Raw genomic sequence first — 22,772 nt, forward strand, 5'->3', positions numbered from 1 at the left:
TTACGCTACTATGATCAGATTTCTTAAAGAACTTTTGTCGCATCCGCATCGCGCTTCTGCTTTATCGCAATACCTATGACTAGGCATGTTTTAATCTTTTTTGTTTTCCCCTTGCCCTTGCGGCAAGCGGCCCGTTTTAGTAGGGACTGCAAAGGTAAGCATGTTTTTCGAATTTGCAAGAAAAAGTTTTTCTTTTTTTTCGAAGTACCTTTTTATTGTTTCGTGCTACAACGTAGGCTGAAACACCTCTAAGGCCACATTCTTTGCTTATTTCAATAATCTTTCGACCGTCCCTCCCTTGCGGAGTGGTGCAAAGATAGCGACATTTTTATATTACTTCCAAGCCTTTGCTGCGTATATTTTTTAATATAAGCTTAACCTGCTAAAAATGAGACGGAATAAAATGAAAACAAAGCCTGTCCAGCACTACCTATACCATCATATTTACCCTAATAGCTGAAAAGTAATAAAAGTGGCGGTTAGACATTACAATGCCCAACCACCGCCAAGTGCCTTATAGATAACGATAAAATTCACCATCCTTTCTTTTTGTACATCCACTTGCGCTTCCTGCGCTGCAATAATTCCTTTCTGGGCCGTAATAATATCTAGGTAATTCACACGTCCCGCAACAAAAAGTTCCTCTGCCGCATCAATAGATTGTGTTAATGCATCAGACTGCTGCCCTATTAAAGCCGCTCGGTCACGAATAGATTCCTGTGTTTGCAACGCTAATGCCACTTCGTTTACCGCTGTTAACACCTGTTTTTCATAATTTAAAAAATGAATACCATATTCGGCTTTCATATTTTCATACGTAGATTTCAATTCCCTTTGCTTAAATATAGGGACAGTAATATTACCTAAAATTCCATAAGCAATGGATTTATCGATTGCGAAAAGTTTATCCACGCTAAAAGATTGAAAACCTAAAAAAGGACTTATCGCTACGGCAGGCAGGAAGGCCAACCGTGAAGCCTCCAAAGTGCTAAAACGAGCCTGGAGCTCCATCCCAGCCTTCCGTATATCCAGTCTATTGTTTAATAAATCTTGAATGTTCCCCACCTTTAATTCAGAAAACAACGCCAGATTTAGAGCCTGAGAAGCCGTTCGCACTATAGGTTGGTAAACACGAGCCATTAATTGATTCATTAGAAACTCGTATTGCAGGATCTCTTGCTTAGCCCATGCGCGTTTGGCTTTAGACTCAGCAAGTAAAGATTTAAACTGCTGAACAGCAAGTTCATCTGCTTTTCCCGACTCCTTTCTTGCTTCAACCATATACAACGCACGCTCGTGTAGCAGAATATTACGATCATAAACCTGAATTTTATGATCCAAAGCCAGCAATTCATAATATGCAGACGCTAAACTACTGATAATCTCCGTTTCCACTAAACGCTTAGCCTCGTGTTCGGCCAAAAGGCTCATAAAGGCTGCATTACGCTGCTGCCTTAACTTGCCCCAAAGATCAATTTCCCAAGACGAGCGAACACCCACAAAATAATCCGGCACAAAAGGTTCTGGAATTAATTCCGAAGACTTCAAGTGTTCCGAAAAATTGGAATCATAATTCCCTATACCCGACTCCGTATAATGACCATACTTCCGTAGACCAGCATCAACAGCAGCCTCTAAAGATGGAAACAAAGCCGCCTTACGCTGCCGAAACCCTACTTGTGCGAGCTCTATACGATGAATCGCCTGCTTAAGATCTCTATTATGCACCAATGCATACTCAATATATTGTTTTAATAAAGAATCTGTAAAAACCGAACGCCACGGAACGGTAGCTAAAGTCGCCGTGTCTTGCAATATGGCAACCCCATCAGCCTTTAAGGCCGATGACAATGCCGGAGAGTCTATTTTTTTGGGGGTTACACATGCCGTGAACATAAAGATGACCAAAAAACCGAAGACTTTAACAGCCGTATGCTTTGTTTTTCGCCCTTGAGAGAATAAAACCACAAGACCAGGAATAACGAGTACACCAAGCACCGTACCGATTAGCATACCGCCGACCGAAGCTGTACCAATAGTACGATTACCCACGGCTCCAGCGCCCGATGCTACCATTAACGGGATAAGACCTGCAGCAAACGCAAAGGATGTCATTAAGATGGGGCGAAGTCGTGCCACGGCCCCTTCAATGGCAGCAGTAAGAACCGGCATCCCCTGCTTCTTTTTTAAGTTGGCATATTCCACAATAAGGATAGCATTTTTCCCCAACAGACCAATCAGCATCACTAAGGCCACCTGCGCATAAATATTATTCTCTAAACCGAAGAGCTTTAAAAATATAAAGGCTCCGAAAATACCTGCTGGCAGGCATAATATCACAGGTAAAGGCAACAAGAAGCTTTCATACTGTGCCGCCAGCAACAAATAAACAAATACCAAGCACAACAAAAAGATATAGGCAGCCTGATTGCCCGAAATCTTTTCTTCACGAGTCATACCCGACCATTCTATTTCGTAGCCCTGCGGAAGGTCTTTTGCCAAAGCTTCAACCGCTGCTATAGCCTGGCCAGAACTAAATCCCTCTGCCGCCTGCCCTGTTATCATCGCCGAATTAAACATATTATAACGTGTAATCTGTTCAGGCCCATAAATTCGCCGCATCGTCATAAAAGAGGAATACGGCACCATCTCGTCCGTATCCGTTTTTACATACAGCTTTAAAACATCCTCCGGACTACGGCGCGCAAAAGCATCCGACTGCACCATAACTTTATACATCTGACCATACCGTATAAAATTGGTAGCATATTGACTCCCCATTAAGGTCTGCAGCGTAGACATCGCATTTTCTACGGATATACCCCTACGAGCAGCCATATCATAGTCGATATCCAGCATATACTGCGGGAAGGTAACATCAAACGTAGAGCTTGCACTTTCAATTACAGGATCATCCTGCAGCGCAGTTATAAAATTTTGCAAGATAGTATCAACCTGGGCAAGGTCTTCATTACCACTTTTATCCAATAATCGTAACTCAAAACCAGAAGAGTTACCGAAGCCGGGAACTGTTGGAGGTGGAAAGAACTCAATCTCTCCATCCGCAATATGCGCTGTTTTTTCATTAAGCAGCTTGATAACATCGGCCACAGTATGTTCACGCTGATTCCAGGGTTTTAAATTTATCATGCCCATACCGTAAGAAGCACCAGAAACCTCCGTCACGATACTATACCCTGCAAGTGTAGAAACAGTTTCCACCATATCCAACTCACGCGCAATCTGATCGACCTCATCCAAAACCTGTTCTGTACGATCTACTGTTGCACCAACAGGAGTAGTAACCGACATATAAATCATCCCCTGGTCTTCTGTAGGAATAAAACCCGAAGGCAGAATTGCTGCCGAGCCCCAAGTCAAGAAAAACATCAGCAATAAGGTCACAAAAGTTATAACCCTACGGCCAGCAATCCTTGTTAATAAAGCTTTATAGTTGCCAGACAGTTTATCATAATAACGATTAAAGCCTGTAAAGAAACGAGACAAGAGACCATTTGATGGTTTCATATCATGAGGCGACCGCAAAATCAAAGCACATAATGCCGGCGTAAGTGTTAAGGCATTGATTCCAGAAATAACAATAGATGCCGCTAAGGTCAACGAAAACTGTCTATAGAAAATCCCTACAGGGCCAGACAAAAAGGCTACAGGAATAAAAACCGCCGACATAACCAAGGTGATCGCAACAACAGCAGACCCCACCTCTTTAAGGGCAGCTAATGTTGCTTCTAAAGGGGGTAAATGCTCCTCCTCCATCTTGGCATAAACAGCCTCAACAACGACAATACCATTATCTACCACAATACCGATCGCCAAAACCAAGGCGAAGAGGGTTAGTAAATTAATGGAGAAGCCCATCATCTGCATAAAGAATAAAGCGCCAATTAAACAGACAGGCACGGCCAAAATTGGAATTATCGTCGCCCTAAAGTTCTGTAGAAAAATAAAAACAACCAGAAATACAAGCAAAAAAGCCTCCAATAAAGTCCAAATAACCGATGAAATAGAGGCATTTAAAAAGCGTGACACATCATAGCCCAAGGTATAGGTCATCCCAGGTGGAAATGTCGCATCCTTAAGCTCTTCCATCCTATTTTTCACCTGTTTAATAACATCCTGCGCATTCGAGCCCGGCAGCTGTTTCAGCATAATAGAAGCCGACGCACGCCCATCCGTTTTAGAGACCATCTCATAATCCAGCGATCCAAACTCCACGTCGGCGACATCCTTGACCCGTATAATACTACCATCATGCAAAGCACGTATCGGCACATTTTCATACTCTTCCACCTCCGTAAATTTCCCAGGATAACGCAGCACATACTGCTGCATATTCACCGCTTTATTGGAGCTTTTTCCGGTTTGTCCCGGTGCCGCCTCAATATTTTGTCTTTTCAATGCAGCCACCAACTCCTCTGTAGAAATCGCATACGCCGATAACCGATCCGGTTTCACCCATATACGCATGGCATAATCTTTCATGCCCATAATCTGGGCAAAACCCACACCTTCAATACGTTTCAACTCTTTGAGGATATTGATATCCGTAAAATTGTAAATAAACCTTTCGTCGGCCGTACTATCATCCGTGTATAAATTGAGGTACATTAACATGCTATTGACCTCTTTTTCTGTCGTTACCCCCGCTTTAATTACCTCTTCCGGAAGTTCATCCAATACCGTTGTCACCCTATTCTGAACATTTACTGCCGCAATATCAGGGTCTACACCAACCTTAAAAAATACCTGAATAAGTGTAGTACCATTATTCGTAGATACAGTATTCATATACGTCATTCCCGCTACCCCATTAATTGCTTTCTCCAACGGTATAGCCACCGCATTTGTACTAACCTCGGCATTTGCCCCGGTATAGTTTGCGGTAACAACCACAGAAGGAGGCACAATATCTGGGAACTGTGTAATCGGCAGGGTAAATAAGGCCAATAAGCCTAGTAAAGTAATGAATATGGAGATCACCAGCGATAACACCGGTCTCCTAATAAAAGTTTCAAACATAGCTGCTCCTCCTTAAATATTATCCACAAATTTGGGCGTTATGGTCATGCCATCACGCAAGGAACGCACCCCCTCGTAAACCACCTTAACATCTGCTGGCAACCCCTCTTCTACCACATAATAATGACCAACACGAGGGCCATGTTTAAAGGGCGTCATTTTCACCGTATTGCCCTTAACAACATACACATACGCCTTATCCTGAATTTCGAAAACCGACTTTTGGTGAACAAGAGTAAGTTTGCCGACTTGCTCGGGAACAGCAATTCGACCCGAAGAACCATGTTTCAATAAGGCCTGAGGGTTATCAAATTTCGCCCGCAATGCAATAGATCCGGTACGCGTTTCAAACTCCGACTCTACCAACTCGGCAACGCCCGGGTATGGATAAAGCTGTCCATTGGCTAAAATCAACTGTACCTGCTGTTTAAATTTATGGGGATTAAAATCTACGGCCGACGCCATCGCTAAGTACTCACTCTCTGAAATCGTATAATACACATTCACCTTATCCAAGTCGGAAATAGCCGTAATAAGGGCACCTTCAGTTAATAAAGAACCCTCCTTAAGTAAGATACGATCTAAACGCCCATCAAAGGGAGCCCGTATTTTGGTATGGCTCAGCTTGGTACGTGCCGAGCTAAGCAAAGCCTCGGCTTCCTGAACCTTTGCGACAGTAGCTTTTAACTGTACACTGAGCAGTTCTTGTTCGGTAGCGGAGACAATATTTTTTTGTACCAAGCGTGCGGTACGTTCCAATTCAAGCTCCACCTTCTTCACCTCAGCCCTAGCATTATCCAAAACGGCCTGTGCTTGGGCCAGCTGGGCTTTATACTCCTCATCATTTATAGAAAAAAGCACTTGATTTTTACGCACAAAAGCACCCTCATCCACATAAATATGTTCTAAAAAACCTGTGAGGCGAGACCGCAATTCGACATTACGTTGCGATTGTATATCAGCAATATACTCTTTAGCAATACTGGTATCCTTCGTTACAAGAGACGTTACGGGAATAACTTTTGCGGTATCCTTTACTTTAGTATCCTTACTTGTTGCCGTACAAGCAGCAACAAGAAGTAGGCAACCCCATAAAGAGCCGCAGAAAAAAACTTTCATCATATCAAATTAATCGATAGCCTAATAAAAAAAACGTTAAATAGAAGTAGTCTGGCAAACCTGCAGCAGGAAAACCAAACTAAAATAACTTGCTAGAAAAACGACTAAATTTAAAAGGGACGAAAGCGGTACAAAAACAAATAATAACCCGGCCGGCATCTTGTTTTTGCTCTATAAAAAGGATGTTTAAGTTGCTTTAGGTAAACGAAAAAGCGCCGCAGCAACCAAGCGACAAACAAAACTACAGGCGCAAGCCCAAAGGTTAACAGCAAAATGCGGTACTCATCATATACCATCTCCGGCAGTTGCTCATCGGAAGTTTGCGATACATCGAAAATATCTTCAAGTACCACCTCCAATAACGTATCACTTGCTGCTACAGGAAAAGGGTCCCAAAGATTACAGAACTTCACCTCATAGCACAAAACATTGAGGTAACCAAACAAAGCCAGAAAGTGAAGAACTTTAAATACCATGGTTTATTTTTTAAATACCCAATACTTCTGTAGTGTGAAATTAAAACCTAAGGAAACCATAATCTCTACAATAACTTTAGAAAGTAAAAAATTAAAGCTCCATGTCTCTACCAATAAATGTATACCACCCGATTTCAGCGTTATACTACCGATCACTACCACAATAAATTTCCACAACTGCGCACCTAAAGGCTGTTCTTTACTATTGAAGGACCAGTAACGGTTGATAACAAAATTCACCACAGCCCCTAAACTGCCCGATACAACGTTTGATAAAGGCGCAGATAAGGAAAGCACTTTAAAACAAAAGGTATAAATTCCAAAGTCCGTCAATCCGCCAACAAAAGCCGAAAGCTGCGCTTTAAAAAATTCTTTTATTTTATGAGATGCCATTTTTAGTTATTGTATAGCCTTTTCTTTTGCCTTTTTCTCTTCTTTATCTTTAAGATCACCAAGCGCTAATAGCTTCTTGGTATCGCTAATATTTATAAAAAATAAGGCTAAACAGATTGCAAAAACACTATAGTCTATAGATCCTTTGATAATGACCTCCAAAACTAATACCAAACTTATAATAATACGTATTTCTGTAGGGCCTAAGAGACCCGCATCAATGGTATACTTATCTGTAATACGGTAACGCAACTGTGCAATAATCATTGCCCAACCATATAAAGCGACCAACGTAAAGGCTAAATACTTAAAGTCATCGACGGTATACAACATATACCCCAGGCCGATAAACACCGTACTAACCCAGTCCATCACAATATCCAGCGCAAAGCCATACCATTTACGTGATTTATTTCTAAAATAAGCAACCCTTCCATCCAGAGAGTCACCAAACCACTGCACGAAAAAGCCTAAAACTGCAAGCAGCAACAGATCACGATGTACATACTCTGCCAATAAGAAACTACCTAAAATCATTAAAGAACCCAAAAAACCAACTGCCGTAAGCCCATCCGAGCTCAACCAGTTCGGAATCCTCGACACCAGAAAAGAAATAAAACGCTGTTCTGGATTACTCAGAATATTTGTTCTTTTCCTATCTTGAAATAGTTTTTTGTTAATCTTTTGCTCACTCATCAATATTTAATTTTATAGCCAATTATTCGCTTTATACCAGTTCAATGTCTCTGTCAGTCCTTTACTCAAATCATATTTTGGAATATAGTTCAACTTGTTTTTCGCTTTTTGAATACTACAGTTCCAATTTTCAGCTGTCAACTCCCCTAAACGCTCTGGATAAATAACCGGAGTTTTTGTTGTGTTTTTATACAAGAGCTGCGCCACTTTTGCAATTAGCGAAACCAATGCTAAAGGAATATGCAATCGCAAAGGATTTTTAGCAAAAGTACGTTTAAAAACATCAGCCAAGGCATATTTAGAATAACTATTTCCGTCCGAAATATTATAAAATTGTAAACCCTCTTGAGACAGCAGACAAGCCTGGAGAATCACCTCCACCAGATCTTTAACATAAACAAAGCTCAATTTTTGCGGTTTTTTACCAATATAAGGATCCAAACCCTTATTTAGTGTATCGAATAGAATAAAAAGATCTTTCTCCCGCGGACCGTACACCGCCGTAGGGCGAATAACAGAAATCGGTTTATCGGCAAAGTTCTTCTTTATCATCTCCTCGGCAGCCTGTTTACTACGACCATACACCGTTAAAGGATGGTAAGGGCTATCCTCCATGATTGGAGACACTTCCGCATAGGGTACAGGGCCTATTGCCGCTAGGCTACCCACAAAACAAACCCTTTCCAAGGGCATATCAGCGGCAAAAGCAGCCGTCAAAATATTGTGCGTATACCCCACGTTAACCTCCTGCATAAGGGCAGGATCTTTGGCTTTTGTTAAGGCAGCAGCATGAATTATATAGTTGTACTGCTCCTGGTCGAAATGCGTTTTTAGTGCGTCAACATTTGTGAAGTCAAGCGAAACAAATTTGTGGACAAAAGGCTGGATAGATGCTGTATTACTCGACGCGCGAACGGCAGCGTGTACCTCAAACCCCTGATCATAGACATGTTCAACAAGGTGCGAGCCAACAAAACCGCTAGCGCCAGTAATAAAGATTTTTTTTTTCATTAGATGCTTTTTTCAAAAAGCCTATATCGCTTATAAAGTTCGGCATTAATTTGTTCAATAGCGTGGTTCATCAAGTAATTATGGTCTAACATCCATGAACACTCCGCTTCAACAATACCTGCAGGGATAGAATTTTGTATGATCTTTCCATACAAACAGGCTTCAATCCCCAACTTTCTATAGTTAGACAAAACACCCAACATAAGAACACGCAAGGATTTAATTTTTTTTCTTCCAAATAAAAGTTTAAATATACCCGTAGGCAATAAACGACCACGCTTGATCTTAATTTGGATTTCGTTAATATCAGGTATACCTACAGCAAAGCCAATAATCTCATCGCCCTTTTCAGCAATAATACAATATTTCGGATCCACCACCATTTTAAGATCCTTAGCCACATAATCAAACTCCTCATCTGTCATGGGCACAAAACCTAGATTCTTATCCCAAGCCTTGTTATAGACCTGTTTTATCTTCTTCGCTTCGTTTTTAAAATCTTTAAGATTGACCTCTCTCAGGCGGATATTAGACCGTAACAAACGCTCTTGCAACTTATCCAATAATAGCACAGAACGCTGGTTTGCTTTGCTTTTATTCACCAAATATGCGCGTAAGTCTACCTGCTTAACAAAACCATCGTTTAAGATAAGATTTTCATAATAAGGAAAGTTGTACGGCATCATGGCTTTCGGCGGTCGGTTAAAACCCTCGACTAATAAACCACAGGTATCGTTGGTAGTTAGATTAATTGGCCCAACGATTTTGGTGCCCCCCTTCTGTTTTACCCATTCCGTTGCAGCCCGAAACAACGCATTAGCGACCTCTTGGTCGTCTATAGCATCAAAAAAACCAAACTGTCCTTCAGACACTTGGTTAAAACTATTGTGGTTAACATTCCAAATTGCGGCAATTCTACCAACAATTTTATGATTTTTATAGGCCAAAAACAGCTGCGCTGCAGAATGCTTGTAAAAAGGGTGCTTTTTGGGCGTCAATAAATCCTCCTGAGCAACAAAAAGTTCAGGAACATAATTAGGGTCTGCTACATACAAATCATGCGGAAAGTCAATGAATTCCGCACGTTGTTTTTTTGTTTCTACAGGTATGATCTGAATCATTTCCTTGCTATAATTTTATACTAGCCAATAAAACTTTCCACTTCAAGTGTTTTAAACACTTTGGTCATTTTTTCAATAGCCTCATCAATCTGATCAAAAGTATGTGTGGCCATTAAAGAAAAACGGATTAAAGATTCCTCAGCAGGTACCGCAGGAGCTACTACAGGGTTTACGAAAACCCCATCGTCTTGCAACATCTTAGTAACGTAATAGGTCTTATCATTATTACGCACAAAAATTGGTAAGATTGGACTTTCTGTAGCACCTAAATCAAAACCATTGTCCAACAACAATTTTTTTGCATAATTTGTATTAGCCCATAATTTATCGATATGCTCAGGCTCCGTTTGAATAATTTCCAACGCTTTCAACGTGGAAGCCACAGAAGCAGGCGTCATACTTGCGCTAAACATTAAAGAACGAGCTCTATGTTTTAAGTATTCGATAGTATCTTTATCCGCAGCCACAAAGCCCCCTAAAGAAGCTAAAGACTTACTGAACGTACCCATAATCAAATCCACCTGATCGGTAAGACCGAAGTGGCTTGGTGTACCCGCGCCTTTCTCACCGATAACGCCTAAACTATGCGCATCGTCGCATAAAATTGCCGCATCAAACTCCTCAGCAACCTTTACCATCTCCGGAAGGTTAACAATATCACCCTCCATACTAAAGATACCATCCGTAGCGATAAGCTTTAAACTATCCTCAGGTAGTCTAGCCATCTTCGCACGTAAGTCTGCCATATCATTATGCGCATATTTAATCACCTTAGAAAATGATAAACGGCTACCATCAATAATAGAAGCATGGTTACGATCGTCCAACAAGATATAATCGTTACGACCGGTAAGGCATGACAACGGTCCTAAATTAGACTGAAATCCAGTACTGAATAATATGGCAGCTTCCTTGCCTACATAATCGGCCAACTTTTCTTCCAATTCAATATGGATATCCAACGTACCATTTAAGAATCTAGATCCTGCACAACCTGTCCCGTACTTTTCTAACGCATCTTGCGATGCCTTAATAATCCGCGGATCAGTTGTCAAACCCAGATAAGAATTTGAACCGAACATCAAAACTCGTTTTCCATCAATCAGAACTTCCGTATCCTGCTTAGACTGTATAGGTCTAAAATAAGCATATAAATCATTTGCTTTAATTGGATCCAGTTCCTTCTGTAGAAACTTTGCTGTTCTTTCACTTAACTTTCCCTTGCTCATGCTATAGGTATTTCTATTATTGCAATACAGTAATTAACTTTTTGACTAAAAATAACCAAACGTCAAATTTATTAAAACAATCAAAAAATGAACAATAAAATGTTACTTCATGACGTTAGTCAAACATACCACTTTTAAGCCCTATCTTGCGATCTTAATAAAAATTATTTCAGCTATAAAACGTGCAAACTTACGAAACTTTGCTTTATTAAAATAATGAAAAAAGATATTAATAGCATAAAGTTAATTTATTGTTAATAAAACCGCAATAGAGTAAGTTATTTTGACAAGAAGCTATCCGTAAATTGTTTACATTTGTGATTAGATTATTAGGCATTAAATATTATGGCTTTAGCAGCACAAATAAATATAAAAAACAAAAAAGCATCCTTCGAATATAACCTTATTGATCGTTATATTGCAGGTATTCAGCTCCTAGGAACCGAAATAAAATCTATCCGAGAAGGCAAAGCAAATATAAACGATAGTTTTTGCAGTTTCTTTGAACAAGGATTATTTATCCGCAATATGCATATCGCCGAGTATTCTTTTGGCTCTTTTTACAACCATGAATCCAAACGCGATAGAAAACTTCTTCTCACAAAAAAAGAATTAAAAAAACTACGTGAGAAGGGGGAGGAAAAAGGTTTCACGATAGTGCCATTACGAATTTTCATTAGCGAACGTGGTTTTGCAAAGGTAGAGATTGCTTTGGCACAAGGTAAAAAGGACTTCGATAAAAGAGAAACTATCAAGGAACGCGAAAATAAACGCGAGTTGGATCGTGTGATGAAGCGATAAAGTGTTCTTAAGAAGTTAAAGCCCCATTATAAAGGCCCCTGGTGTTATACCTAACTTCTTTTTAAACAAACGCACAAAGTAATTGACATCATTGAAGCCTGCCGCAAAACAGGCTTCTTTTACCGAACGGGTTTGTGCCAGATACTGCCTGGCCAAAGCCAAGCGTTGCCGGATAACATATTCCATAGGCGACAGCCCCAGTTCACATTTAAACAGCCTGGTAAGCGTAGATTTACTCATATTCGCCTTCAGTGCCAGTAAATCTAGCGTAATTGGTTCGGCAATATGCCTATTTACAAAAGTTTTCAGAAAATCCAACACCGCAGCATTTGTATTTTTCGACAGATCTAATGCCAGTAAAGACTGAGACTGCAATAATCTAATAATCAACTCCTTAAAAGCTAAATCCACCAATACATCTTTCAATGCATTGGTACTTAATATTAGCTGAAACAGCTTATCAAGCAAGGCCGCTATTTCCGGCGTATTAAACAAGTAAAACAAGTTGAAATCCAACTTCCACCCCTCAGCAACCTGATATTTAGGATATTTATCATTCAGAAACTGTACTACCTTTTCAATTTTATCCCGACGTATAGTGAGTGCCGTGCACTGTGTAGGAGCAGCTAAAGAAGCCTCTGGAAAATCAATCTGCAGCGGAGCATCGGCAGGCAATATTAAAGTTTCACCCGGTAAATAAACAAAAGCATCCACCTGCTTTAAGTGCATAATTTTCTTGCCCTGCAACATATTTATTAATACCGTATCCTGAAATTGCAAAGGTACCCCCACAGATGCTTTGTAGGTTTCAAAAATATTCAACTCCATATCATTCAACGTATACGCCCTTCTACTTTCTACCAGGGTCGATATAGCCTTGTTGTCCGTAAACGGCAGCGTATGAATAAGTGCTTTTCCCATTATCCCGAAATGTTTTACAATTGGCAATCAATCAAATATATAGAATTTCTTAAAGATAACTATCAAAATAATATCATTAAGTCTATACCCATTACATGCAGGTAAGGCTACCGCAATACGGCTAAGGGCAAAGAACGACAAGACAATATAATCCTACATCTTGACGTTATAATGCTACTGAACAGGATAATTCGTGGCTATATTTGATAAGCAGCTATGCTAATTTGTAGAACACTATAAACCAAAAAAAATGAGTACAATTCAAAAGCCGACATTTAAGGCGCAATACGACAATTATATTGGTGGCAAATTTGTCCCGCCAGTTCTGGGAAAATATTTTGATAACATCTCACCTGTAGATGGCAAGGTATTTACGCAGGTAGCCCATAGCACAAAAGAAGACATAGAACTTGCCGTCGAAGCCGCAAACGCTGCATTTCCGGCATGGAGCAAAACTTCTGCCACAGAACGTAGCATTATTTTAAATAAAATTGCAGACCGTATCGAAGCCAATCTACCCTATATTGCAGCTGTAGAAACCATAGACAATGGTAAGGCTGTTCGGGAGACCTTAAATGCCGATATCCCCTTAGCGATTGATCATTTCCGCTATTTTGCTAGTGTAATACGTGCAGAAGAAGGGTCATTGTCGGAGTTAGATTCGAATACAGTATCGCTAATTGTTTACGAGCCTATCGGGGTTATAGCGCAAATTATCCCCTGGAATTTCCCTATCCTTATGGCGGTTTGGAAATTAGCGCCAGCATTGGCGGCCGGCAATTGTGTGGTATTAAAACCCGCAGAAAGCACACCCACCTCAATTTTGGTATTAATGGAGCTTATTGGCGATTTGCTTCCCGATGGTGTTGTAAATATTATAAACGGTTTTGGTGCCGAACTCGGCCGTACCTTAGTAACCCATCCAAAAGTTGCTAAAGCCGCCTTTACGGGTTCTACAGCAACAGGCCGCTTAGTGATGCAGTATGCCACAGAAAATATTATTCCGGTAACACTGGAGCTGGGAGGAAAGTCGCCCAATATATTTTTCAACTCGGTTATGGATGCCGACGACGAATACCTAGACAAAGCCATAGAAGGCGCCGTACTGTTTGCTCTAAATCAAGGAGAAATATGTACTTGCCCGTCGCGACTATTGATTCAGGAAGATATCTACGATAAGTTTATTGCCCGCGTTATCGAGCGTGTGAAACAGATTAAAGTTGGTGACCCATTGGATCCAAGCACCATGATGGGGGCACAAGCATCAAAAATTCAAAAAGACAAAATTCTATCCTATATACAATTAGGGAAGGAAGAGGGTGCTGAGCTATTAGTCGGAGGCGACGAAAATCAGGTTGGCGCAGGCTTTGAGGATGGTTATTACATTAAACCAACCTTATTTAAAGGCCATAATAAGATGCGAATCTTTCAGGAAGAGATCTTTGGCCCTGTATTGTCGGTTACCACATTTAAGGATGAAGCGGAAGCCATTGCTATCGCCAACGACACCATTTATGGTTTAGGAGCCGGAGTGTGGACACGCGATGCACACCAATTGTATCAAATACCACGTGCTATACAGGCAGGCCGGGTATGGGTAAACCAATACCACTCCTACCCTGCTGGTGCTCCATTCGGAGGTTACAAACAGTCGGGTATAGGACGTGAGAACCATAAAATCATGCTAGACCATTACAGACAGGTTAAAAATATGTTGATCTCTTATGATAAGAAAAAACTGGGTTTCTTTTAAACCCACACCTACTGTATTTTAAGGTTTAGTAAATATTACGACAATGAACAGTAAAGTTGATGCCACACCTGCGGCAATAGCATTAGTACGCCAACTGGCGGAAAAACACGGTGATCTTATGTTTTACCAGGCTGGAGGTTGCTGTGAAGGCACCCAACCCCAATGTTTTGAAAAAGGAGGTTTCTATACACGTTCAAAAGATGTGATGTTAGGGTTAATCGAAGGATTTGAGTTTTGGGTTGATGGCGATCTTTATGAATATTGGAAACACTGTCATTTCACCTTGGATGTTGTAGACGGCTTTGGTCCGGGCGGTTTTTCACTAGAAACGCCTTTAGGAAAAACATTCAAAATAAACTATACCTTACTTAGTTAATACAAAAAAATGCTATATCGGAATGAAACACCGATATAGCATTTTTTTATGCGTTTATTTCCATCCCGTCTAATACAGGAATAGGTTTTTTATCTTCATCCAAAGCAACAAAGGTAAACATCCCTTGTATAGCAAGCTCCCGACCTTCTTCGTACATATGCTCCAGGAAGATCTCTACTTTGACTTTAAGACTCGTGCGCCCTACGGATTCCACTTTTGCTACAGCTTCGATAATACTACCCGAAGGAATAGCCTTTTGAAAGTCTATACGATCGGTAGAAACCGTAACCAAACGTTTACGGCAAAATCGCGTTGCCGCCATAAAAGAAACCTCATCCATAATGGCCATTGCCTTACCGCCAAAGAGGGTATCATGGTGGTTCGTTAAAAAAGGAAATACTGTGGTACATACCCTGGTTTCCGACTGTTTTATTTTATCTTCTAAAGTCATATTTGTTTTTTATTCTCGTGTTCACTTTCAGCCTTATCGACATCAACGCCGATACCTTTTAACAACATAGCCGCATTAAACACGGTACACTTCCCCTCTTTAAGCTTATAATCAAACAACATTTCACCCTTTTGGACTTGAATATCGAAGTGATAATTTTTTAAAACCCCAGGATACTCCTCCTCCAAACTCGACAACTGTAGATCATGTGTCGCCACAAGGCCTTTCCCATCCATCTGGATTAGCTTTTTGATAATGGCACGCGAGCCTAAGTATTTATCCACCGAATTTGTTCCCCGTAACATTTCATCGATTAAAACAAAGGCATCCTGATTATTAGAAACGATATCAAGAATAAATTTCATCCGATCTAATTCCGCTTTAAACGTAGAGGTACTCTCATTAAGGTTATCCTTTATGCGCATATAGCTTACCAATTTATAAATCGGCAGTTCAAAATGCTGCGCACAAACCACAGCTCCGGCATAGGCCAATACCGCGTTAATGCCAATCGTACGCAGAAAGGTACTTTTGCCCGCCATATTCGACCCCGTTACTAAAGCAATACGATGCTGCTGCGCCGTGTAGGTATTGGATACGGCATTTTTATGCGGTATAAGAGGATGGTTTATTTCTGTTGCGACAATACGATCGCGTAGCGGGCAATCCAACAGTACGGGTTCAGTCCATTCAGGACTATTACGCTTTAAGGTAGCTAAAGTCAGCAAAGCCTCATACTGCGCCATTATATCAAATGTCTTTACAACATCCCCTTCATAACTAGATTTCCATTTTATTATGGCCATCACTTGTTTAAAATCCCAAAGGAACACCATGTTCAATAAAGCACCTACCAAAACATTATTACGGGTATCGAGTTTATCCACCAATCTACCTAAGTTTTTAAAGGCCTGCGAGAGTTGTTCATTCTTCTCCGTCTTTAAATCTTCCTGCAGCGTTTTATTAAGAGAAGCAGAAAAAGGTTCCTTTTCCAACATTTCAACCGCATCCGCATAAGCAATTAAAGTTGTACCTATCTTATCGATTTTACTGGAAAAAAAAGAAACCTTTCCCCCTAAGGCGAGGGTCCATAAGAGATGTACGATAGCCAACAATAAAAGGTAATTCCACAACGGAAAAACAATAACGGAAAATACAAGCCCTGCTAACATTAAAAACGGTGCTAAAGGCACATAAAGACGCATAAAGGCTGAACCAAATGCAAGGGCCTGATCCCCTAAATAGCGCGTAAGAAAAGTTTTGATATGCGTCTGTTGCCCCAGATTAAACAACAATTTCGTTTGAAGGCGTTGCGTCCATTCCAGCTTCTCCGTCAACTCCCGGGCGGCATCCTGCCGCGCAAGGATTTCCTTTTTTGTGGCCGGACTTAAAAACCAGGATGCCGACACAGCAACTCCGTCCGGCGTGGCAGCCCTATTTATCGAAGCAAATAAGGATTTAGGGCCAAAGATATCTAAATCCGAAACATAAGGATGTTTACCTTCGTTATACACGGCACCATCGGCATACATATTAGCCTTACCATCGAGAATACGAACCTCATTGGTATTCACCTGTAAAAAAGCCAGTTTTTCTGCTAAGCCCTTTTCCAAGAGCCCCTGCCGGCGCACCAAATAAGCAAATGTTAGAATAATAGAAAAGAAGGCAGCGAAAACCAGCATGATGCTGTTCATTTGAAAAACCTGAAAAAGGGTAGCCCCGCCCCCAACAATTAGAACTAAACGAAGTAGGCTATTGTTATTTATAGTTTTTTGAAGACGAGCAACCTCCTGCTCTGTTTTTAGTATATTTTCTTGGTACAATTCCCTCATCATGGCCTAAAGATAAGGAAAAGCCTACACGGAATGTATCTTTTTTACAGTTTACCACGCTTTATCACCTACAAGCGGCACAAACCTAAATGTATCCAATTCTATTCTTTCAAAGTCGTTGTCGCCAACCCGCAATATGGTCACCATTTTCTGCGATTTCTCATCCCCGACAGGGATTACCAGAATGCCTCCTAATTTAAGCTGCATCAACATAATTTCAGGAACAAAAGGAGCACCTGCGGTAACGATTATTTTATCATACGGCGCATGCTCTTCAATACCCCTGGAGCCATCTCCCAGAAAGAAGTTCGGATTATACCCCATATAAGGCAACACCTGTATCGTGCGGTTATACAAATTTTCTTGTCGTTCGATGGTATATACCTCCGCGCCAAGTTCCAGCAGTATACAAGTTTGGTAGCCCGAACCGGTACCGATTTCAAGAACTTTATCCCCTTTTTTAACATGTAACAATTCGGATTGGTAAGCGACGGTATAGGGTTGCGATATGGTCTGCCCATCGCCTATAGGAAAAGCGATGTCCTTATAGGCTTGTAACCAAAATGTTTCATCGAAAAAATAATGCCGAGGGACCTTAGCAATGGCTTTTAATACATTGGCATCTTGTATCCCTCTACTCTCCAGATGTTTTACCAACTTCTTTCGAGCACCTTTTTCTCTATAATTATCGATGAACTTATACGCCATGGTATCTCAAAAATACCATTGTTATTGCACAATTTTATGGATTAAATATAATTAACTATCTATCAGGTGAATATCAAAATTAAAGCATTAGATTTGAGATATTAAACAATAGAAGGTAGCTTTGAAAGATAACTTAACAAGTATGTCAAAACACACACATTCATATTTTACAATCTTCTTTTTAACCATTACTGCCCTACTAACGATGGCCTGTTCCAACGATGCAGAGAACAAGATGAACAGCGACCACAAGGCAACTTTGGACAGCATTCTAAACCACTATGGCTTAAAAGGTTCTATATTAATTTATGCTTCCGACAAGCAAACCTACTATTCAAATAATTTTGAATGGGCAAAAACAGGTTTTTTACCCGCATCGACCTTTAAAATCCCCAACTCAATTATTGCCCTTGAATCGGGAGTTTTAAAAAGTGATACCACAATGTTACTATGGGACAAACAACCGCGATCGTTTCCAGAGTGGGAGAAAGATCTTACCCTTCGGGAGGCATTTCAGGCTTCCTGTCTACCATGCTTTCAAGAGATCGCTAAAAAAATAGGCGTTAAGCCTATGCAAACCTACCTTAACAAATTGCATTATACCAATATGGATGTATCCGCCAGCACGATAAGCAACTTTTGGATAGCAGGGAAATCGCGTATTACCCAATTTGATCAAATAGATTTCTTACAGCGTTTTTATACCAAAAAGCTACCGATATTAAACAGCACCCGCGAAACTATGCTTAGGGTTATGCGCATAGATTATCCCGGCTCAGCAGCATATTATGGCAAGACAGGCTGGTCTACTGATGCCGACAAAAACAATGGTTGGTATGTAGGTTTCGTTGTTAAAGATCAAAAACCCTACTACTTTGCACTTAATGTAGACCCTATAGCGAATAATCAGCTCGATAAATTTCGTACGGGCAGAAGAGAGGCAATGGAGGTTGCACTTCGTTACCTAAACATTTTATAAAAATATAGGACTACTTCAAAAGGTATGAAAAAAAGTTTTTTGCTGCTCTTTCTTTTATATTGTACCAGCATTTTTGCTGCTGCCGCTGTCGCACAAACGAATGCGGCCTTAAAGGTGTTGGCCATAGGCAACAGTTTTTCAGAAGACGCCTTGGAAAACTATCTCTTAGAGCTCGCCCAGCAAGATGGCAAGGAAATTATTATTGGGAATATGTATATTGGTGGTGCTCCCCTATCGTTGCATGTGGAAAATGCTACGGCAAACCTCAAAGCATATAGTTACCGTAAAATAAACAGCGACGCAAAAAAGATAACAACAGAAAACCGCAGCATCGAGGAGGTGCTAGGCGATGAAAATTGGGATTATATTAGCTTGCAGCAAGCAAGCCCTTTATCGGGGCGGTATGAAGAGGTAGAACGCGATTTACCCGAGCTTATAGCTTATGTACAGCAACGCGCACCTAAGGCTAAATTAATTTACCACCAAACCTGGGCGTACCAACAAGACTCCAAACATCCAGGTTTTGCCAATTATAACAACAATCAGGAGTCCATGTATCAGGGTATATTGGCCGTGTCGCAGCGCGTAAAAAAATATAAGGCTATACAGTATATCGTTCCTGCTGGCATTGCCATTCAATATGCGCGTAAAAAACTTGGCGACAACTTTACACGCGACGGGTACCACCTGCAATTGGACTATGGTCGCTTTACGGCCGCCTGCACTTGGTACGAAATGCTATTCAAGACTGATGTACGTAAAAACAGCTACAAACCACAAGCTGTAACTACCAGGCAGGCTAAAATTGCTAAAGATGCCGCACATTATGCACGGAAGTACAAACTATAATTGTATTTATTTCCACTAAAATAGGGGTCTCTCTGTGGAACTAAATGGAAATTCATGGCGGCGGGACTAGTTGCTATTAGTAGGGGTCTACATCAATCTGGATACGGACACCCGAATTTCTTTTATCCAGCTCAAAGGTGAGGATACACGAGCGTATAAGATCCCGAACCTTCGCCATGTTCACCTTATTGCGTTCAATTTTCAGGGTAATAGTTTGAATGTAAAAGTTACGTACGCGTGCAACCAAAGGGGCCTCAGGCCCTAACACCCTATTTCCTAACTGAGCACGAAGTAAAACGCCTAACTTTTGAGCCGAATCATACGTTTGCTGTTGATTGCTGTGTTTAACATCCAGCTTTATAAGTCTATAAAACGGAGGGTACATAAAATTTTTGCGCTCGGTTACCTCCTGCATAAACATGCCCTCATAATCATGTTGCACCACTTGTTCAATTACACGGTGATTGGGGGTATACGTTTGTAAGATAACCCTGCCCTGGTCTTTACGTCTGCCCGCACGTCCTGCCACTTGCGAAAATAAAGAAAACGCACGCTCGTAAGCTCTAAAATCAGGGAAGTTTATAATGGTATCGGCATTGATAACACCAATAAGGTTTACGCGACCAAAATCTAAACCCTTCGCCACCATTTGTGTGCCGATCAACACGTCATAGGCATGTTCATCAAAAGCACCAATAATCTTATCAAAGCCATACTTGCCTTTGGTGGAATCCAGATCTAACCTTCCGATACGCAAATTAGGCATTAGAATTTCCAACTCCTCCTCTACACGCTCTGTACCAAACCCCTTACTTTCCATATGAGGCATACCACATGCCGGACATACATTAATCGGGGATTCCGAATGCCCACAGTAGTGGCAATGCAGCATATTCGAGGTTTTATGGTAGGTAAGACTTACATCACAATTAATACACTTGGCAACATGCCCACAGGTGCTACATTGCACAAATGGTGTATGCCCTCGTCTATTTTGAAATAAAATTACCTGCTCCTTATTGGCAACCGCCTGCTCTATACCTTGCAATAAAGTGCTGCTAAAATAAGCGTGCATCTTATCTTTACGCATTTCTTCGGATATATTTAAAACCGTAATCTGCGGTAACTGGGCTTCACCAAAGCGTTGCAGAAGTTGCACTAAACCATACTTTCCGGATTTAGCATTATAGTAACTTTCTACCGATGGCGTTGCCGAACCTAGCAGCACCTTGGCATGGTGCAGATGCGCCAGGTAAATCGCAGTATCGCGCGCATGGTAGCGCGGTGCTGGATCGTATTGTTTATACGAGTTTTCATGCTCCTCGTCGACGATAATAAGGCCTAAATCTCGGAAGGGTAAAAACAAAGACGACCGTGCCCCTATAACCACACGGAGCTCATTTTTCAATACCTTATGCCATAACTCGGCACGCTCATTATCGTTGAATTTGGAATGATATACGCCAAGTTCATTACCGAAATACAATTTTAGCCTTTCGGTAATCTGAGCTGTTAACGCAATTTCGGGTAATAGGTAGAGTGCATTCTTTCCGGAACTTAAGGCTTCCTCAATTAAGCGAATATATAGTTGTGTTTTCCCCGATGCCGTAACACCATGTAACAACACCACATCCTTCTGCTCAAATCCAAGTTTAATAGCGTCAAATGCCTGCTGCTGCAGGGCAGTAAAGGTAAACTCTTTCGTTAATAAAATATCTTCACCCGCAAAGCGACTTACCACCTGCTCGCGCAGTTCGAATACACCCTTATCAATAAGCGCTGTGATGGCCGATGTACCACAACCGGAAGCTTCCATCAACGCTGCACGTGTAATATCTTGTTGTTGTTTTGCCAACTGCAGGTACGCTAATACAGCATCCTGCTGTTTGGGGGCTCGATTTAAACTATCTAATAATTCTCGCTTACCCGAACTATCGTTATATAATGACGCAAGCGATAGGAAAACTTTTGTCTTGGGTTTATAGCGTTCTTTGATCTCCTCTGATATTAAAATAAAACCCTGCTCAAAAAGAGATTTCAATAGCGGGAACACCGACTTCTGCCCCAAAATCTTAACTACATCATTTACTTTAAGCTCCCCGGCCAGCTCCAGTGCATCTAACAAAATAAAAGCTTTATCCGACAATACCGAACGATCCAATTCACCTTCATCGGCAAGCATAATTTTCGTTTCGGAAGCCATTTTTAAAGCTGCAGGCAAGGCTGCCTGCATAACCTCTCCCAGGTGGCACATGTAATAATCTGCAATCCACTCCCATAACAGCAGCTGTCCTGCATCGACTATAGGCTGATCATCGACCACATCCATAATATATTTCGCTTCATAGCGCTCAGGGGGAAGTTCGGAAACAGCGCTAACCAAAGCCGAGTAAATTTTGTTTCTTCCAAACTGCACAATTACCCGAACGCCCACCGCAACCTTATGGTTTAACTCAAACGGAATACGATAGGTATATGTTTTCGCAATAGCCAGGGGAAGAATAACCTCCACAAAAAGCGTTTTACGGTCGGAAAATAAATCTGATGCCAGCATATACAAAAATACAAAAAAGCCCCCGATATCAAGTATCAGAGGCTTGCAATACTAAAAATTATATATTATGCGCGGTGCTTTACCGCAGCAACAAAAAGACCAATCCAACCGATCATAAAGCATAAGCCCCCTAATGGGGTAATAGGCCCTAAAAAGGAGAATCCATCTAACCCGAGCAAACTACGTATACTGAGAAGGTATAAGCTACCCGAGAAAAGTAATATCCCTACCGTAAAGGCAATAAATGATACCCGGATAGAAGGACTTTTTGCTCTCGAAAATGTAGAAAGAAAAAGTAAAGCAAAAGTATGGTAAAATTGATATTGATTTGCAGTCTTCCAGGTATTGAGATGGTAATCACTAATTTTCCCCTCCAATCCGTGGGCTCCAAACGCCCCTAACACAACGGCGATAAGACCAAAAAAAGAAGCAGTTAAAATAATTTGCTTATTCATGAATAATA

The 22,772-nt window shown here is 41.0% G+C and carries 19 protein-coding genes; 5 read left to right on the forward strand and 14 right to left on the reverse strand.

Annotated elements, in window-relative coordinates:
* Nucleotides 1-486 precede the first annotated feature (486 nt).
* The 8 genes from ACL9RF_RS07445 to spt all read right to left on the reverse strand — a co-directional run bounded on the left by ACL9RF_RS07445 (nt 487) and on the right by spt (nt 11,085).
* Nucleotides 487-5,040 carry an efflux RND transporter permease subunit gene (locus ACL9RF_RS07445; protein WP_422799989.1) on the reverse strand — a complete coding sequence of 1,518 codons (4,554 nt, stop codon included), beginning with the start codon at nt 5,038-5,040 and terminating at the stop codon, nt 487-489.
* A 12-nt stretch (nt 5,041-5,052) separates the two neighbouring features.
* Nucleotides 5,053-6,162: an efflux RND transporter periplasmic adaptor subunit gene (locus ACL9RF_RS07450; RefSeq protein ID WP_422799990.1), complete on the reverse strand. Its 1,110-nt coding sequence runs from the start codon at nt 6,160-6,162 to the stop codon at nt 5,053-5,055.
* A gap of 107 nt (nt 6,163-6,269) precedes the next feature.
* Nucleotides 6,270-6,635 (reverse strand): hypothetical protein, encoded by a 366-nt coding sequence (locus ACL9RF_RS07455; RefSeq protein WP_422799991.1) that lies wholly within the window; start codon nt 6,633-6,635, stop codon nt 6,270-6,272.
* 3 nt (nt 6,636-6,638) lie between these two features.
* Complete coding sequence (locus tag ACL9RF_RS07460; protein ID WP_422799992.1) at nt 6,639-7,028, reverse strand: GtrA family protein; 390 nt, start codon at nt 7,026-7,028, stop codon at nt 6,639-6,641.
* 6 nt (nt 7,029-7,034) lie between these two features.
* The gene (locus ACL9RF_RS07465; protein WP_422799993.1) at nt 7,035-7,724 is read right to left on the reverse strand and encodes a CDP-alcohol phosphatidyltransferase family protein; all 690 of its coding nucleotides are present in this window, start codon (nt 7,722-7,724) and stop codon (nt 7,035-7,037) included.
* A gap of 12 nt (nt 7,725-7,736) precedes the next feature.
* Nucleotides 7,737-8,735 carry an NAD-dependent epimerase/dehydratase family protein gene (locus ACL9RF_RS07470; RefSeq protein ID WP_422799994.1) on the reverse strand — a complete coding sequence of 333 codons (999 nt, stop codon included), beginning with the start codon at nt 8,733-8,735 and terminating at the stop codon, nt 7,737-7,739.
* Nucleotides 8,735-9,856, reverse strand: a complete 1,122-nt coding sequence (locus ACL9RF_RS07475) for a hypothetical protein (RefSeq protein ID WP_422799995.1) — start codon at nt 9,854-9,856, stop codon at nt 8,735-8,737. The genes ACL9RF_RS07470 and ACL9RF_RS07475 overlap by 1 nt, the downstream gene beginning before the upstream one ends.
* A 20-nt stretch (nt 9,857-9,876) precedes the next feature.
* On the reverse strand, nt 9,877-11,085 hold the full coding sequence (gene spt / locus ACL9RF_RS07480; protein ID WP_422799996.1) for a serine palmitoyltransferase: 1,209 nt from the start codon (nt 11,083-11,085) through the stop codon (nt 9,877-9,879).
* A 345-nt stretch (nt 11,086-11,430) separates the two neighbouring features.
* Between spt and smpB the strand changes: the two genes are divergently transcribed.
* Nucleotides 11,431-11,886: an SsrA-binding protein SmpB gene (gene smpB / locus ACL9RF_RS07485; protein ID WP_422799997.1), complete on the forward strand. Its 456-nt coding sequence runs from the start codon at nt 11,431-11,433 to the stop codon at nt 11,884-11,886.
* Nucleotides 11,887-11,901: 15 nt separating this feature from the next.
* On the opposite strand, the gene ACL9RF_RS07490 is transcribed toward smpB, so the two are convergent.
* Nucleotides 11,902-12,807 carry a helix-turn-helix domain-containing protein gene (locus tag ACL9RF_RS07490; RefSeq protein WP_422799998.1) on the reverse strand — a complete coding sequence of 302 codons (906 nt, stop codon included), beginning with the start codon at nt 12,805-12,807 and terminating at the stop codon, nt 11,902-11,904.
* Nucleotides 12,808-13,057: 250 nt separating this feature from the next.
* Here ACL9RF_RS07490 and ACL9RF_RS07495 point away from each other — a divergent pair, with 250 nt between their 5' ends.
* Complete coding sequence (locus ACL9RF_RS07495) at nt 13,058-14,560, forward strand: aldehyde dehydrogenase family protein (protein WP_422799999.1); 1,503 nt, start codon at nt 13,058-13,060, stop codon at nt 14,558-14,560.
* Nucleotides 14,561-14,603: 43 nt separating this feature from the next.
* Nucleotides 14,604-14,936 carry a DUF779 domain-containing protein gene (locus ACL9RF_RS07500; RefSeq protein WP_422800000.1) on the forward strand — a complete coding sequence of 111 codons (333 nt, stop codon included), beginning with the start codon at nt 14,604-14,606 and terminating at the stop codon, nt 14,934-14,936.
* 46 nt (nt 14,937-14,982) lie between these two features.
* On the opposite strand, the gene ACL9RF_RS07505 is transcribed toward ACL9RF_RS07500, so the two are convergent.
* The 3 genes from ACL9RF_RS07505 to ACL9RF_RS07515 are packed head-to-tail and all read right to left on the reverse strand — an operon-like array spanning nt 14,983 to nt 17,927.
* Nucleotides 14,983-15,387, reverse strand: coding sequence for an acyl-CoA thioesterase (locus ACL9RF_RS07505; RefSeq protein ID WP_422800001.1), 405 nt, complete (start codon nt 15,385-15,387; stop codon nt 14,983-14,985).
* Entirely contained in the window at nt 15,384-17,222 is a 1,839-nt protein-coding gene (locus ACL9RF_RS07510) for a MutS-related protein (protein ID WP_422800002.1), read from the reverse strand. Before ACL9RF_RS07510 ends, ACL9RF_RS07505 begins: the two co-directional genes overlap by 4 nt.
* A 48-nt stretch (nt 17,223-17,270) precedes the next feature.
* Nucleotides 17,271-17,927: a protein-L-isoaspartate(D-aspartate) O-methyltransferase gene (locus tag ACL9RF_RS07515; protein ID WP_422800003.1), complete on the reverse strand. Its 657-nt coding sequence runs from the start codon at nt 17,925-17,927 to the stop codon at nt 17,271-17,273.
* A 142-nt stretch (nt 17,928-18,069) separates the two neighbouring features.
* Between ACL9RF_RS07515 and ACL9RF_RS07520 the strand changes: the two genes are divergently transcribed.
* Entirely contained in the window at nt 18,070-18,906 is an 837-nt protein-coding gene (locus ACL9RF_RS07520) for a penicillin-binding transpeptidase domain-containing protein (protein ID WP_422800004.1), read from the forward strand.
* Between the two features lie 24 nt (nt 18,907-18,930).
* Nucleotides 18,931-19,755, forward strand: a complete 825-nt coding sequence (locus tag ACL9RF_RS07525) for a DUF4886 domain-containing protein (RefSeq protein ID WP_422800005.1) — start codon at nt 18,931-18,933, stop codon at nt 19,753-19,755.
* Between the two features lie 76 nt (nt 19,756-19,831).
* On the opposite strand, the gene priA is transcribed toward ACL9RF_RS07525, so the two are convergent.
* Nucleotides 19,832-22,309, reverse strand: a complete 2,478-nt coding sequence (gene priA / locus ACL9RF_RS07530; RefSeq protein ID WP_422800006.1) for a replication restart helicase PriA — start codon at nt 22,307-22,309, stop codon at nt 19,832-19,834.
* A gap of 65 nt (nt 22,310-22,374) precedes the next feature.
* The gene (locus ACL9RF_RS07535; protein ID WP_422800007.1) at nt 22,375-22,764 is read right to left on the reverse strand and encodes a DUF423 domain-containing protein; all 390 of its coding nucleotides are present in this window, start codon (nt 22,762-22,764) and stop codon (nt 22,375-22,377) included.
* Nucleotides 22,765-22,772 lie beyond the last annotated feature (8 nt).

The sequence above is a fragment of the Sphingobacterium sp. Mn56C genome (assembly GCF_049319645.1).
Taxonomy (GTDB): Bacteria; Bacteroidota; Bacteroidia; order Sphingobacteriales; family Sphingobacteriaceae; genus Sphingobacterium.